13 protein-coding genes are annotated in these 14,526 nt (G+C 64.0%); 5 read left to right on the top strand and 8 right to left on the bottom strand.

Annotated features, from left to right (window positions below):
• Positions 1–98 precede the first annotated feature (98 nt).
• Complete coding sequence (locus QYM46_RS06995) at positions 99–845, top strand: MgtC/SapB family protein (protein WP_169251884.1); 747 nt, start codon at positions 99–101, stop codon at positions 843–845.
• Positions 846–858: 13 nt separating this feature from the next.
• Here QYM46_RS06995 and QYM46_RS06990 read toward each other — a convergent pair whose 3' ends face one another.
• The gene (locus QYM46_RS06990) at positions 859–1,461 is read right to left on the bottom strand and encodes a TetR/AcrR family transcriptional regulator (RefSeq protein ID WP_432791350.1); all 603 of its coding nucleotides are present in this window, start codon (positions 1,459–1,461) and stop codon (positions 859–861) included.
• Between the two features lie 90 nt (positions 1,462–1,551).
• Here QYM46_RS06990 and QYM46_RS06985 point away from each other — a divergent pair, with 90 nt between their 5' ends.
• Together QYM46_RS06985 and QYM46_RS06980 are read left to right on the top strand one after the other, a co-directional pair.
• On the top strand, positions 1,552–2,736 hold the full coding sequence (locus QYM46_RS06985; RefSeq protein ID WP_432791349.1) for an ABC transporter permease: 1,185 nt from the start codon (positions 1,552–1,554) through the stop codon (positions 2,734–2,736).
• Positions 2,737–2,841: 105 nt separating this feature from the next.
• A complete protein-coding gene (locus tag QYM46_RS06980) occupies positions 2,842–3,669 on the top strand; it encodes a hydrolase (protein ID WP_432791348.1) in 828 nt (275 codons plus the stop codon).
• A 45-nt stretch (positions 3,670–3,714) separates the two neighbouring features.
• On the opposite strand, the gene QYM46_RS06975 is transcribed toward QYM46_RS06980, so the two are convergent.
• The 5 genes from QYM46_RS06975 to QYM46_RS06955 form a co-directional block, all read right to left on the bottom strand.
• On the bottom strand, positions 3,715–4,890 hold the full coding sequence (locus QYM46_RS06975; RefSeq protein WP_432791347.1) for a fatty acid desaturase family protein: 1,176 nt from the start codon (positions 4,888–4,890) through the stop codon (positions 3,715–3,717).
• 105 nt (positions 4,891–4,995) lie between these two features.
• On the bottom strand, positions 4,996–5,646 hold the full coding sequence (locus QYM46_RS06970; protein WP_432791346.1) for a response regulator: 651 nt from the start codon (positions 5,644–5,646) through the stop codon (positions 4,996–4,998).
• On the bottom strand, positions 5,643–6,965 hold the full coding sequence (locus tag QYM46_RS06965) for a sensor histidine kinase (protein ID WP_432791345.1): 1,323 nt from the start codon (positions 6,963–6,965) through the stop codon (positions 5,643–5,645). Before QYM46_RS06965 ends, QYM46_RS06970 begins: the two co-directional genes overlap by 4 nt.
• A 120-nt stretch (positions 6,966–7,085) precedes the next feature.
• Complete coding sequence (locus QYM46_RS06960; RefSeq protein WP_432791344.1) at positions 7,086–8,459, bottom strand: purine-cytosine permease family protein; 1,374 nt, start codon at positions 8,457–8,459, stop codon at positions 7,086–7,088.
• Positions 8,456–8,935 carry a YybH family protein gene (locus QYM46_RS06955; RefSeq protein WP_432791343.1) on the bottom strand — a complete coding sequence of 160 codons (480 nt, stop codon included), beginning with the start codon at positions 8,933–8,935 and terminating at the stop codon, positions 8,456–8,458. Before QYM46_RS06955 ends, QYM46_RS06960 begins: the two co-directional genes overlap by 4 nt.
• 310 nt (positions 8,936–9,245) lie before the next feature.
• On the opposite strand from QYM46_RS06955, the gene QYM46_RS06950 reads away from it, so the two are divergent.
• Complete coding sequence (locus QYM46_RS06950) at positions 9,246–10,511, top strand: SLC13 family permease (RefSeq protein WP_432791342.1); 1,266 nt, start codon at positions 9,246–9,248, stop codon at positions 10,509–10,511.
• A gap of 38 nt (positions 10,512–10,549) precedes the next feature.
• On the opposite strand, the gene QYM46_RS06945 is transcribed toward QYM46_RS06950, so the two are convergent.
• Together QYM46_RS06945 and QYM46_RS06940 are read right to left on the bottom strand one after the other, a co-directional pair.
• Positions 10,550–12,055: an acetyl-CoA hydrolase/transferase family protein gene (locus QYM46_RS06945; RefSeq protein WP_432791341.1), complete on the bottom strand. Its 1,506-nt coding sequence runs from the start codon at positions 12,053–12,055 to the stop codon at positions 10,550–10,552.
• Between the two features lie 10 nt (positions 12,056–12,065).
• The gene (locus tag QYM46_RS06940) at positions 12,066–13,415 is read right to left on the bottom strand and encodes an MFS transporter (RefSeq protein WP_432791340.1); all 1,350 of its coding nucleotides are present in this window, start codon (positions 13,413–13,415) and stop codon (positions 12,066–12,068) included.
• A gap of 208 nt (positions 13,416–13,623) precedes the next feature.
• On the opposite strand from QYM46_RS06940, the gene QYM46_RS06935 reads away from it, so the two are divergent.
• Positions 13,624–14,526 (top strand): LysR family transcriptional regulator, encoded by a 903-nt coding sequence (locus tag QYM46_RS06935; RefSeq protein WP_432791339.1) that lies wholly within the window; start codon positions 13,624–13,626, stop codon positions 14,524–14,526.

The following is a 14,526-nucleotide window of genomic DNA, read 5'->3' as shown; positions in this document are numbered from 1 at the left end:
CCTGACGGCGGCGCAGCAACCTCGCGCGAGGTTGCTGCGCCGCCGTCAGGTAGTAAATAGGGGTTGGTCGTTGGGCGTGGGGCTATGGTGAAGGCACTATGGTCAACTCCGCGTCGTTTGAGAACATCCTCAGCAGCACCGGGATCCTCGAGGCTGGCCTGCTGCTGGCCAGCTTCGTCCTGTGTTCCCTCATCGGCTTCGAACGGCAGTTCCGACAAAAGGCGGCCGGGTACCGAACTCATGTGCTCGTGGGCATCGGCACCTGCGCCTTCACCCTGATCTCCGCGTATGGATTCGCCGGAGTGCTCGAGAACGACGTCCGCCTCGACCCGTCACGGATCTCCGCGCAGATCGTCTCCGGAATCGGGTTCCTCGGCGCCGGAGTCATCTTCAAGGGACGCAACATGGTCCGCGGACTCACCACCGCCGCGACGATCTGGGTCACCGCGGCCGTCGGCATGGCCTGCGGCGCGGGAATGCTGCCCTTGGCCACGATGCTCACCGCCCTGCACCTGTTCACGCTGTTCGTCATTGCGCCCCTCATCCGCAAGATCCCCGACAGCGACCACCGCAAGCTCCTGCGCATCACCTACCACGACGGGGCCGGTGTCCTCCGCGAGATCCTCGCCCTCGCCGGCCGAATGGGATTCGCGAACACCATCGTCGATTCGCGGCGCTTCGAGTCCGCCGATGGGACGCGAATGGTGCAGGTCGACGTGAGGTTCGACGGCAAACGGCCGCTGCACCTGCTCGTCGCACCGCTCATGGAGCTGAGTGGAGTCGAAACGGTGAGTATGCGCGAAGACCGCGTCCACTCAGTCGATGATGACGGCGATTCCGTCTGAGCAGCAGACAGACTCAGAAATCGACACTCGAGAGCACGGCCTCGATTCCGGTCCGGACCCGCAGCCGGGAAGGCTCACCGAAGACGGTCGCCTGGACGACGGCCCCTTGGATCATGGCCAGCAGCCCCGGCACCATCACCGACGCCCGAACCCGGGCGGTTTCGGCGTCCACTCCCCGCTGATCCTGCAGATAGAGAGCGAGATAGTCGGTGAATTCCTCGATGAGGGATTCGAAGACACCGCCGGCGAAGCTCGCGAATTCTTTGTCATAGGAGGACTCACCCCACACCTGGACCATCACCGAGGCGAACGGATTGTCGATGAGCAGGGAGTCGATGAGCTCGAGGAACACCTCGACCGGAGCCGTCACCTCGCCTCCGGACTTGGCCGTCTCGAGCACCGCCATGCGCGGCTCCATCACCCGGCGGGCGACGTCGATCATCAGATCGGCCTTCGACGCATAGTAGACATAGACGGCTCCGGCCGACAGTCCGGCCTCCTTGACGATGTCGGCCATCGACGCGCCGGCGAACCCCCTGCGCGCAAAACAGGCCAGCGCGGCATCTTGAATCCTGGCACGCATCGCACTCTTGTGCTCCTCGGTGACCTTCGGCACATCTCCCCCAAAAACGAATGACCATTCTTGATATATCGTAGCCGATGGATTCATAATGAACGAGTATTCGTTTTCGATGATTGGACCGACATGCCGACCCAGATACTCAGCAGAGAAGACAAGGCCGCCACCTCGGCGGTGAGCGAGACACCGGAGCAAGCGGCGCCGGCCGCTTCCCTGCAGTTCGGGCGGGCCCTGCTCGTCGCCGTCCTCGCAGCCGCCGTCGTCAGCCTCGTCATGCTCGCATTCAGCTGGCCGACCGTGACCTCGGACCCCAAGGATCTGCCGATCGCCGCGGTCGGGGACGAGGAGCAGATCGACCAGATCGCCGGCAACGCACCCGACGGCATGCTCGATCTCACGACCGTCGATACCCGCGCCGAGGCAGTCAAGCTCATCGAGGAACGTGAGGTCTATGGCGCCTTCGTTCTCGAGGACGAACCGGAGATCCTCATCGCCAAGGCGGCCTCCCCCGCAGTCGCGCAGCAGCTCAGCACAATCGGCACCCAGATGCAGCACAGCATCGACCAGCAGGCGATCTCGGGCCTCCAGGAGGGTTCGAAGAAGATGCAGGAGCAGATGCAGAAGGCTCTCGAGGCCGCTGCCGCCGGTCAGGCCCCATCACAGGGCAGCCCAGCCGGCGATGGCGCCGATCCGGTCGCCTCCGCGCAGGAGGTACCGCAGGTCACGATCACCGACGTCGTGCCGCTGTCCGATGACGATCCCTCCGGTGCGGGCCTGGCCATCGCGGGTCTGCCGCTGACCCTCGGCGGCATCATCGGCGGTGTTCTGACGAGCATGGGCATCCGCTCACGGCGGATGCGCTTGGTCGGCACCCTCGTCTACGGAATCGTCGGAGGTCTGGCCCTGGCACTGATCATGCAGACCTGGTTCGGCATCCTGCAGGGGGATTTCGCGATCAACGCCCTGGCGATCGGTTTGTCGATCGCGGCCACGGTCGGCCTGATCAACGGCTTCGTCTCGCTCATCGGCCCTGCCGGCATCGCCGTCGGTGCGGTGCTGACCATGTTCATCGGCAATCCGATCGCCTCGCTCAATCAGCCGAAGGAGTTCCTCGCCGGCTCCTGGGGAGAGATCGGCCAGTTCTTCGTCCCGGGTGCGGCGGGCACCCTGCTGCGCGATCTCTCCTACTTCCCCGACGCGCCCCTGGCGCTCCAGTGGTGGGTGCTCAGCGCTTGGCTCGCCGTCGGCATCGCACTCATCCTCGTCGGCCACGTCATCGCCCACAGAAAGGCGCACGCGGCCGCCCACTGACGAGCCGTGCAGGTGCTGGACTCCCATCGATCCTGGTCTTCGCTTGATCGGAGGACTAGGCTCGGTGGGAGTCTGTGGTTTCACATGTGAGACCGAGAGGATGACATGGTGGCACCGAGCGATGTGACGATCTGCCGCACCTGCGGGGTGGAGACGACGACGCCTCCGCCTGTATTTTGTCCGATCTGTACCGACGACCGGCAATGGGTTCCGGCCTCCGGCCAGCAGTGGACGGCTCGGGCAGAGCTCGAGTCCGAGGGCCATCGCATCAGCACTGCGGAGCGGGAACCGGGCCTCTTCGCCATCCGCGTCGAACCGAAGCTCGGGATCGGGCAGACCTGCTATCTCGCCTGCACCGATTCCGGCAATCTGCTCTTCGACGTCCCCGCTTATATCGACGCCGAGGCGGTCGCGGCGGTCCGCGAGCTCGGCGGAGTTGCGGCCATCGCCGCCAGCCACCCGCATATGTTCGGCACCCAGCTGGAATGGAGCGCCGCATTCGACGATGCCCCTGTCTTCGTGTGCCGGGCCGACCTCGAATGGGTGCAGCGGACCGGGCCGGCCATCTGCCCCTATTTCCACGAGACGGAGCCGGTTCCGGGAGTGAGACTCCGGCGCGTCGGCGGTCATTTCCCGGGCAGTGCGGTGGCGATGTGGACGGGCTCCGACGGCACCGGAGTCATGCTCAGCGGAGATTCCATCGGCCCGGTGGCACGGACCGGGTGGGTGACCTTCATGCGCAGCTTCCCGAACTATCTGCCCCTGTCGGCCGCGGTCGTCAGGCGCATCGCCGCCTCGGTGGCAGAGCTCGACTTCGACCGCATGTACGGCAACTTCGGCCAGTCGATCGGTTCCGGAGCCCAGGCCGCGGTCCAGACCTCGGCGGAACGCTATGCCGAATGGGTCTCCGGCGAGAACGATCACCTCACCTGAGTTCTCCGCCGGTCGGTGGGACAGGAGCCGAATGCGCCTCGTCGGTCAGCGAGACCGGAACTGCGCGATGACCGGGCAGTCGAAGGGATCGGCTTCGCCGAGGCCCACCCGGTTGAGGTAGGCGATGATGATCTTGTAGGACTCGAGCAGGGTCGTCTCTGTGTAGGTGATGTCCTTCCGGCGGCAGTATTCGCGGACCATCGGCTGCACCCGGTGCAGATTGACGCTCGGCATGCTGGGGAACAGATGATGTTCGATCTGGTAGTTGAGCCCTCCCATGAGGAACCCCATGAAGCGACCGCCGGAGATATTGCGTGACATCAGCGTCTGACGACGCAGGAAGTCGATCTTCACATCTTTGGGAACGATCGGCTGGCCCTTGTGGTTGGGGGCAAAGGAACCGCCCATATGCACGCCGAAGACGGCGAGCTGGACGAGGAAGAACACGCTGCCGATGAGGGGACCTGCCGCCCAGATGGCGAGCGCGGGGAACCCAATGAGGCGGATTCCGATGAAGACGCCTTCGATCCAACGGCGTTTGATCGATGACTGGCCGCGGACGATGGCTTTGATGGATTCGACGTGCAGCTGGAGACCGGCCAAGGTCAGCAGGGGCAGGAAGAACCAGCCCTGACGTGCCGCGAACCATTTGGCCAGGCCCGTGCGTTCACGTGCATCCTCAGGAGTGAAGACGAGGGCGCCGGGAGCGATGTCTCCGTCGACTCCGGCCTTGTTCGGATTGGCGTGGTGAAGCGCATTGTGCTTCTTCAGCCACCATCCGTAGCTGAGTCCGATGAAGAGGTTGCCGATGATCGTCGACACCCACTCCCCCACTTTTCCGCTGGTGAAGATCTGCCGGTGGGCCGCGTCATGAGCGACATAGGCGGTCTGGGTGAACAGGGCGCCGAAGACCACTGCGGTCGCCAGCTGCCACCAGCTCTCGCCGATGAGGAAGAGCATGGCGAAGGACACGACGTAGCCGAGTCCGAGGAGGACGAAGCGCAGAGTGTTCCAGCCCGGTCGTCTGGCCAACAGGCCCGCTTCTTTGACCTGGGCCATCAGCGCAGTGAAATCGCTGGTGAATTCCTGCTCGGCGGTGCCCCTCTTCGCTCTCCTGCGTTCGAGCACTGCGGCCCGCGTGGACCGATCCGGTGCCGGAGTCGACAGTGCGGTCGCAGTTGGGGAAGACGGTTCAGAGGTCATGAGGTCAGACGGGTTCATGGTCCCCACTGTATGGATGTCCGCGCCGTTTTTCGTCACCCCTGGGAGCCGTTCTTCACCCCCTACTCGGGTAGGGGGTGTCCGAGCTGAGACCGTGTCCGGGGCTCAGCTGTTGGGGATGACGAGACCGGATTCGTAGGCGGCGATGACTGCTTGGGCGCGATCGCGGGCGTCGAGTTTGTACAGGATCCGGGACACGTGGGTCTTCACGGTCTGCACCGCGATGTGCAGGCTCGCTGCGATCTCTGTGTTCGAGGCTCCGCGGGCGACCTGGATGAGGATCTCACGTTCCCGGTCGGTGAGTTCGGGCAGGGCCGTGCGGTTGGGCGTCTGCCCGCCGGTGGCGAAGTGCTCGATGACCCGTTTGGTCACACTCGGGGCCAGCAGCGCCTCGCCTCCGGCGACGATGCGCACCGCCTCGGCGAGTTCACCAGGTGGAGCGTCCTTGAGGAGGAATCCGCTGGCCCCGGCACGGATGGCGTCGAAGACGTAGTCGTCGATGTCGAAGGTGGTGAGCATGATGATCCGGGTCGCGGCATTCGCGGCGACGATCGTGCGGGTCGCTTCGATTCCGTCCATCAGCGGCATCCGGACGTCCATGAGGACGATATCGGGGGCAAGGTCGGCGACGAGTTCGACGCAGCGTGCACCGTCTTCGGCTTGTCCGATGACGTCGATATCCGGATGGGCGCTCAACAGTGCGGCGAAACCGGCGCGCACCATCGCCTGGTCATCGGCGATGACGGTCCTGATCATGAGATCTCCTTGTCCGTGCCCGACGTGTCCGTGCCCGACGTGTCCGTGACCGGTGTGCCGGTGGTCGGTTCACTGCCGTCGGTGAGAGGTTCGCGCGGCGCCAGCGGCAGCACTGCTTCGACTTCGAAGCCTCCGTCGGCAGTGGCTCCGGTGCGGATCTCTCCGCCGACGGAGGCGGCGCGTTCGCGCATGCCGATCAGTCCCTGCCGGTCGTGCTTGTCGTGTTTCGCGGCTTCGCCGGGGCCGTCGCCGTGATCGTTGGTGACGCTGATCCAGACGGCGGAACTGCCGCCGCGGATGCGGATGGCGATGGTGGAGTTGCGGGCGTGGCGGATGGCGTTGCTCAGCGCCTCTTGGATGATGCGGTAGCCGACGAGTCCGGTGCTGTCGCGCATGAGGTCGTCGATGGGTTCGCCGCTGCGTTCGACGCTGACCTGGACTCCCGCCTGTCGGGCTTTGTCGACGAGCGGATCGATTTCGGAGAATTTCGGCTGGGGCGCCAGTTCGCCTCTGCCTTCATCGTTGCGCAGGACGCTGAGCAGCCCGCGCATCTCCGTCAGCGCGGTGCGGGCCGAGGTGGAGATGACGTCGAACTCTTTGGCCACCTCCGGGTCGATACCGGCATGACGGAAGGGTGCGCTGGAGGCCTGGATGTTGATGATCGACATGCTGTGGGCGACGATGTCGTGGAGTTCCCGGGCGATGCGCGCCTTCTCCTCGATGGTCACTCGTTTGGAGTGCTCCTCCGCGGTGTTCTCCTTCTCCTGGACCAGCTGGGAACGGATGAGCTGCCATTGTTGGATGATGACCGCGGCGAGATAGACGCCGCCGGCGATGCAGGAGTAGATGAGGATGTTGACGATGGCGCCATCGGTGCGGGTGTCTGCGACGAGCAGATGAGTGATGAGCACCGCGGCTGCCGAGCCTGCGATGCTGCCGAGCAGTGCGCCAAGGGCGACTCCCCAGTGGGCGCGGAGTCCGATGATGAGGATGATGACGATCTGAGTGATCATCATCGGGACCATCCACGGCCAGGGCACCCCGGACACGTGTGGCCCCAACAGCGGCAGCACCGTGCAGGCGGCGATCGACATGAGCGTGCCGAAGAGCGGGCGCAGCATGGACAGCGGCATCGATCCGACATGGACGATGGTGACGATGAAAGCCAGTGCGACGGGGGCATCGTTGACGGACACGGCGATCGACGATTCCACCGCCAGCATGACGATGGCCAGCACGATCACCGCGACCCAGGCCAGCGCCTCGGGGTTGAGTCGACGGTTCGGCGGCATGAACCTGTCGAATACTTTTGTGACCATCACAGACACCCGGTTCCCTTCTGCGATTCCGGTCGACCGTTGCGATCATAGCGCCTGGACTGCGTCATCACCTGGGAACGGCACATGGTGGTCGGCCGGGCCGGGACCGGGCACGCCCGTTCAGTCTCTGCGGATTCCTTCGGCCAGGTGCGTATGTTCTGTTCCCGCAAATCTCTCCCGGCTGCCCCAGGACAGCACGAGGTAGAGCACGAAGGAGATGGCGAAGGACGGGATCGTCGCTCCGATCGGGCTCGGATAGGCGTAGGTGAGCACGTAGGAGGCAAGAGCGCCGAGGATCCATACGCCGACGGCCACCCAATTGATTCCACGCGTGTAGGAGTAGTCGCCGCCGGAGTCCTTGAGGATGTCGGGTGAGTAGGCACGGCGTTTGATGATGTAGTAGTCGACGATGAGGATCGCGAAGACGGGGACGAAGAAGGCCCCGATCATCACCAGGAAGTCGGTGTACTGGTCGAGCAGGGCCAGCCAGGTCGACCCGATGATCGAGATCGCGCCGAGGATGAGCGCCGTCGGCAGGAATCTCAGCTTCGTCTTACTCTGTGCGCCGACGACGGAATTGACCATTCCATAGACGACCATCGTGTTCGTGGCCATGACGGAGAGGAAGATGACGATGGCCAGTGCCCAACCGAACTCGGCGGCCAACGCCGTCGGGTCGAATTCGGCCGGGTCTCCCCCGTCGAGCAGGATGAAGCTGAACGCCGTGAGACCGAGCAGCATCGCCAGCACGGTCGAGCTCAGGTAGCCCAGCCCCGATCCGACGATTCCGGCTTTCTGGGTGCCGGCCAGACGGTTGAGGTCACCGGAGAGCACGGTCCAGGAGATGGCTGTGGAGATGACGATATCGAGCGCGAGAACCGGAGTGAAGCCGAGTTCCGGCAGGCTCTCGATCCCTGCGTATTCGCTCGGTGAGTGTCCGGTGAAGGCGATGACGAAGACATAGGCCATGACCAGCAGGATGAGGAGAGCGAACCAGGGCTCGGCCTTCTCGATCCCTTCGTGGCCGAGGATCGCCAATCCGACGACGAGCGCCTGGCAGAGCACGGAGAAGAGGATCGGGTTGGAGAATCCCGTCGTCTGGGCGACGACGTAGTTGACGCTGATTCCCGCCAACATGGCCTGCACCCAGCTCCACCCCATGAGGATGATGACGTTGGCGGCGACGGGCAGGAAGCTGCCCTTGGCACCGAAGGCACCCCGGGTGATGGCCATGGTCGCCAGGCCCGTACGGGTGCCGATGTTGCCGATGAGCGTGAGCACGACGGTGCCGATGATCGTTCCGCCGATGATGACGATGACCGCCGTGGTGAAGTCGACGCCGGGGACGAACAGAGTTCCGGTCAGCAGGGTCGTGACGACGAGGTTCGCGGCCAGCCAGATCATGAACATCCGTCCCCCGCTCAGGGTGCCGCGGATGACCCCGGAGTCCTGACCGGATTCCAGTCGCTGCTCCAAACGGCGGTACCAGTTCACTGCGCGGCCTCCTCGGTGTCGGTTGTGCTTTGAGCGGCACCAGGCCCAGCGGCCGAGGAGTCCCCGGCCGCGTCCGGGACCGTGGAGAGGTGTTCGTGGATGGCGATGAGCTCACCATCGCCGAGGCGGCGGAAGATGATCGATTCGCGCTCCCGATACGATTCGCTGCCGTCCACCGTGTTCACAGTGGTGTCAACGGTATGGGAGAAGACGGCTCCGCCGGGGAAGGTCTGCACCAGCCGATCCGACGAGGTGCAGGCGGCCACTGACCATCCGTCGGCCAGCCACGAAGCCCACTCACTTTCGTACTCCGCACGAGTGTTCAGACGTCGGGTTTCAGGATGGAAGACGAACGAGGCGTCCTCCGCGAAGGCGGCGAAGTACGCGTCGGTGTCGGTGGCGGCAAAGGCCTCGACGATCGCCGAGGCGGCCGTGAGCACAGCGGATTCGCTGGGTTCCGGTATGAATTCGTGCATGGTCGACGGCGACCTTTCGTTGGCTGAGACGGAGAGTTGCGCACCCAGAACCAGTGGACTCCGAGGCGGTCAGTGAGAGCTGAGAAACACAATAGCGATCCAGTGACCAGGCGCACTATCCATGATGGACGAATTCTGTTCGACTCTATACGGGGCGGCGAAACTGCGGCAGAGTCCTTCCGGGGAACGTCGCTCTGAGTTCAGATGCCGAATGGGCCTGATCACACCAGGTGACATGCATTAATTTGTGTCGCGTGCCCCTGTGCCGGCGTATATTCGCCGGCTGACGTTCAATGGAGAGGCTGAGTCCATGAGTGCAGAACTGATCTGCGTCGTCGTCCTCGGACTGATGTTCGTCATCGGAACCTGGCGGGACATCAATATGGGTCTGCTCGGGTTCATCGCGGCTGCCGGCGTCGGCGGCCTCGTCCTCCACCAGGCTCCCGAAGAGTTCCTTGCGGGTTTTCCCGCCGATCTGCTCCTCACGCTCGTGGGCCTGACCTACCTCTTCGGCTTCGCGCAGAACAACGGCGTGATCGAAGTGATCGTCCGTTGGTGCGTGAAGCTCGTCGGCGGGCGGATCGGGCTCATGCCTTGGATCTTCTTCGCACTCACGGCGGTGCTCATCTCGCTGGGAGCGCTCTTCGCTGTGGCCATCATCGCGCCGCTGGCCCTGTCGTTCGCACGCCGGCATAGGATCAATCAGTTCATGGTCGGTCTGCTCGTCGTGCACGGAGCCTTGGCCGGCGCCTTCTCTCCGATCAGCGTCTACGGCATCTTCATCAATGACTATCTGACGAAGAACGGCCTCACCCCGACACCGGAGATTCTGTTCCTCGCCCCGTTCGTGTTCAACATCGTCTTCGCCGTCGTGGTCTGGCTCGTCCTCCACAGCAGGCCAGGACTGCGCGCCGATGCCGACGTTACGCTCGCAGAATCCGATTCCGCCTCTGACAGCGGAACGACGATTCGTCTCACGCGGTCCCAGATCCCGACTTTGATCGGGCTCATCGCCATGGCGCTGTCAGTGATCATCTTCAGTTGGGATGTGGGCCTGGTGACCATCACGATCTCGGTTGTGCTCGCCGCCGTCGACCCCTCCGCCGGCAAGGCTGCGATGTCGAAGGTCTCGTGGTCGATCGTCATCCTCATCTGCGGAGTGCTCACCTACATCGCAGTTCTGCAGGAAGCCGGGACCGTCGAATGGGTGTCGGCCGGCATCTCGGCGATCGGCGTCCCTCTGCTGGCGGCACTGCTGCTGTTCTACATGTCGGGTCTGATCTCGGCGCTCGCTTCGTCCTTGGCGATCATCGGAGTCGTCATCGCACTGGCAGTGCCGTTCCTCGAATCGGGAGACGTGCATATCGGAGGATTCGTCGCGGCTCTGGCGATTGCGGCGACCATCGTCGATATCAGCCCGTTCTCGACCAACGGCGCGATGCTCCTGGCCAATGTCCACCCGAGCATTCGCGACCGCTACTACAGGCAGATGATCGGCTACGCCGGTATCATGTGCCTCATCGGGCCCGGACTCGCCTGGGTGGTCGCCGCGGTTCCGACCGTGATAAGCGGCTGAAGATCCACCGCGGCGGGGCCGCGCAGGCCCGATGCGGCTCACATATGCCCGGTGGTGAGGAACTTCTCGTGCCAGGACAGAGCCTCGCCGAGGATGTGCGGGGTATGCCGGCCTCTCTGGTTCGCGGCGATCGACCGCTCAAGGTAATCGGTGAGGCGGTCCCGGTAGTCCGGATGGGCGCAGTTGTCGATGATCTTCCGTGCCCGGGCCACCGGCGGCAGTCCGCGCAGATCGGCCAGGCCCCGTTCGGTGACGAGGATCTGAGTGTCGTGCTCGGTGTGGTCGATATGGCTGGCGAACGGCACGATCGCAGAGATCGCTCCCGCCTTGGCCTGCGAGTTCGACACGAAGAAGTTGAGGTAGGCGTTGCGCGCGAAGTCACCGGAGCCGCCGATGCCGTTGATGATCGACGAACCGGTCACGTGCGTGGAATTCACATTGCCGTAGATATCGGCCTCGACCATCCCGTTGATGGCGATGACGCCGAGGCGACGAATGGCTTCCGGGTGGTTCGACATCTCCTGAGTGCGCAGCAGGATCCTGCCCTTGTACGACTCGATCCGGTCGTTGAAGTCCGTGGCCCGCTCGGCCGAGAGCGAGAACGCCGTCGCCGACACCGAGGTGAGCTTTCCGCTGTCGATGAGGTCGAGCATTCCGTCCTGGATGACTTCCGTATAGGCGGTCAGTCCCTCGAACTCACTGTCGGCGAGATTGCCCATCACCGCGTTGGCGACATTGCCGACGCCCGACTGCAGCGGCAGCAGTTCCGGCGGCAGCCGATCTGCGGCGATCTCATGACGGAGGAAATCAACGAGGTGACCGGCAATCGCCTTCGAGTCCTCGTCGGCAGGTTTGAACGGCAGGTTCCGGTCCGGAGCGTGAGTCTCCACCACGGCGACGACTTTTGCCGGGTCGACACGCAAGTAGGGGTCACCGATGCGCTGCATCGGCTCGAGCAGCTGGATCGGCAGCCGCTCGGGAGGACGCCGGGTTCCGTAGTAGACGTCGTGGAAGCCTTCGTAGCCGCGCGGATGCCAGTCGTTGACTTCGAGGATGACCTTATCGGCCAAGTCCAGCCACGTCTTCGAATTCCCCACCGAGCTGCCGGGCACCAGCAGGCCGTTGGGCAGGATCGCTGCTACTTCGACGACGGCGACATCGAGGTTGCCGTAGAAACCGAACCATGCCTGCTGGGCCGAATGGCTGAGGTGCGTGTCGACATACGCGGTGTCACCGGAGTTGATCGACGCCCGCATCGCCGGATCGGATTGGAACGGCAGTCTCTTGCTCACCGCGTTCGCCTCGGCGAGCACTCCGTCGAGCTCCGGCGCCGTCGATGCTCCCGTCCACAGTTCGACGCGGAAGTCTTCGCCCTGATCGTGGGCGGCGCGAGCGCGTGCAGCCACTGCCCCCGGCACTGCTTTCGGGTACCCCGAACCGGTGAAACCGCTCATCGCCACGCGTTGGCCATTGTCGATGTGGCGGGCCGCCTCCTCGGCGGTGACGGTCTTCGTGCGCAGTTCCGGGCAGGTGATTCTCGACATGGCTCGCAGTCTATCGGGCGGCCGTGTGCTCGGCCGAGGCGGTCCCGCTGTCGTTGCCGGAGACTCCGTATCCGCTGTCGAAACGTTCGGCGCCGACGTCGCCGAGTGTCGACTCGGGTTCGCTGCTTCGCATCGCAGGCTCAGCCTTCGACTGTCGAATCGCCGTCTGAGACAGGCTCGGCACTGGTATCGCGACGATCGTCGCCAACAGCAGAGCCAAGGTGAAGATCATCGTGCCGATGACCAGAGGCATACTCAGTGCCAGCACCCCGACGATCACAGCCGGCGCACCGGCCCCGGCGTAGAAAGCGAGATAGAGTGCCGCGGAGATGCCGGCCCGGTGCTTCGGCGGAGTGAGCACGTCGATCTCCCGGTTGGCTCCCCAGTAGCTCAGCCCGTGCCCGACACCCGTGGCCACGGCCGCGAACACCATGATGATCTTCACCGCCGCGGGGCTGATCTCCGGCAGATTCGATGACAGCAGGAGTGCCGCACCGAGCCCCATGAGCGTCAGCCCCAGGGTCTGCGCCGCACGAGGTTGGAGTTTCGGCGCTATCAGTTGGCTCGTGGCCGAGACGACAAGGACCGAGCCGACGATGAGTCCGGAAGTCAGGGTGTCCGAATTCGGGATGATCGATTGTGCCATCGACGGCAGCAGAGCAAGGAAGAGGCCAAGGGCCGTCCAGCCGATGAAGCCGGTCAGTGCGGCGATGTTGAAGTTTGTGCGCATGGCGCCGGGCACCGACGGCCACGTCGGCCTCCACCGCTGGCGTGTGATCGGCCGCTGCAGCGGCATCATCGCGATGAAGACCATGACGATGATGATGAGGACCACCATGACGAGGAAAGGCAGAACGAGCGGCGCGGTCGACAGAGATAAGACGACACCCGCGAGTATCGGGCCGAGTCCCGACCCCAGGACGAATGAGATCGTCGCCAGAGTCGATCCCAACCAGACTCTCCGTGCCGGTGAGGCCTCGACCATCAGAGCGATTCCGGCACCTGTGCCGAGTCCGAGTCCGATGCCGACCAGCGCCCTGCCGATGAACAGACCGGCGATTCCCGCGGTGTCGATCCCGAAGATCGCCGTACCGAACCCGACCAGCCCGATCGCGGCCAGCAGCACCGGCTTGCGGCCGAAGGCGTCCGCCGCCGATCCGAACAGCAGCAGGGACGGCAGACAGCTGAAGACATAGGTGGCGTAGAGCGACGTCATCAGGGATTCCGACATGCCGTGTGCTTCTTGCAGCAGCGGATACAGAGGGCTGGCCATATTCGCGGCCGCAGAGAGGATGAGCAGGACCAGCGCACCGAAGCACAGCTGTCGCCTCGTCCCTCTGATACGTGCGTTCTCAGCCAATCGGAACCTCCATCTCTTCGTCTCAGCATCTGTGGCCGCAGGGGCCGCAGGTGCGTCCCCAAGTCTGATCTGCGGATCGTGGAGACCAATTCGTCGCGCCCTGTCGGTTCCATGATGGAGCCACACGAGTATTGTTGTCTATCGTAAGAACTTACACGTAACCATTCGATAGGATCACATGATCGACAGTCGGCTCACCATGTTGAGCATGATCCACCGACACGGCACGGTCACGGCCGCGGCACACTCATTGCGCTACTCGCCATCGACGGTGTCCCACCAGGTCAAACAGCTCGCCGCGGAGCTCGGAGTCACTCTGCTCGAACAGCACGGACGCAATGTCAGGCTCACTCCGGCGGCCGAGGCGCTGCTGCGACATGTCGATGTGATGTCGGCAGAATGGGAGATGGCGCTGGCCGATCTCGGTCGCTTCTCCGAGACTGTGTCCGGCTCGTTGGGTCTGTGCGGTTTCTCCACCGCCGCCAGTCTGCTGCTGCCGCCGACGATGCGGGCTCTCAATGAGCAGTTCCCGCATATGCAGACCCAGACGATCGAGGCCGAACCCAGCGAATGCTTCGACTTTCTGCTCTCCGGAGATGCCGATATCGGCATTGTTGTCGCGGCTCCCGACATCCCTGCCGGCGGTGATGATCGGTTCAGTCACCACTTCCTCATCGACGATCCGCTCGATCTCATGGTTCCCCTCGACCACAGATTGGCGGACCGCGCATCGGTCACGATCGCCGAAACCGTCGACGAGACATGGATTCTGGGCAGGCCCGGCACCGGATACCACCAACTCGTCATGGCCAGCTGTGCGGCAGCCGGGTTCGCACCCCGCATCGGGCATTTCGCCGACGACTGGAACACCGGAACTGCGCTCGTCCACGGCGGCTTCGGAGTTTGTGTGGCCTCACGGATGTCGCGGTCACAGGATCTCCATCCGGTGCGCCGGATCCCCATCAGCGGTGACAATGCCCCGTCACGACATATCACGGCCGTAACTCGGACCGGGGCAGATACTCGTGAGACGGTGGCTTTCGCGCTCGAGACGCTGTCGGTTGAGACGAAGCGTCTGATGAGCAGCCTCGGGGAGGGACTTCGAGGTTGA

Source organism: Brevibacterium sp. K11IcPPYGO002 (assembly GCF_050920635.1).
Classification (GTDB): Bacteria; Actinomycetota; Actinomycetes; order Actinomycetales; family Brevibacteriaceae; genus Brevibacterium.
Note: the sequence above shows the minus strand (reverse complement) of the source record. Positions and strands in the feature narration are given on the sequence as shown.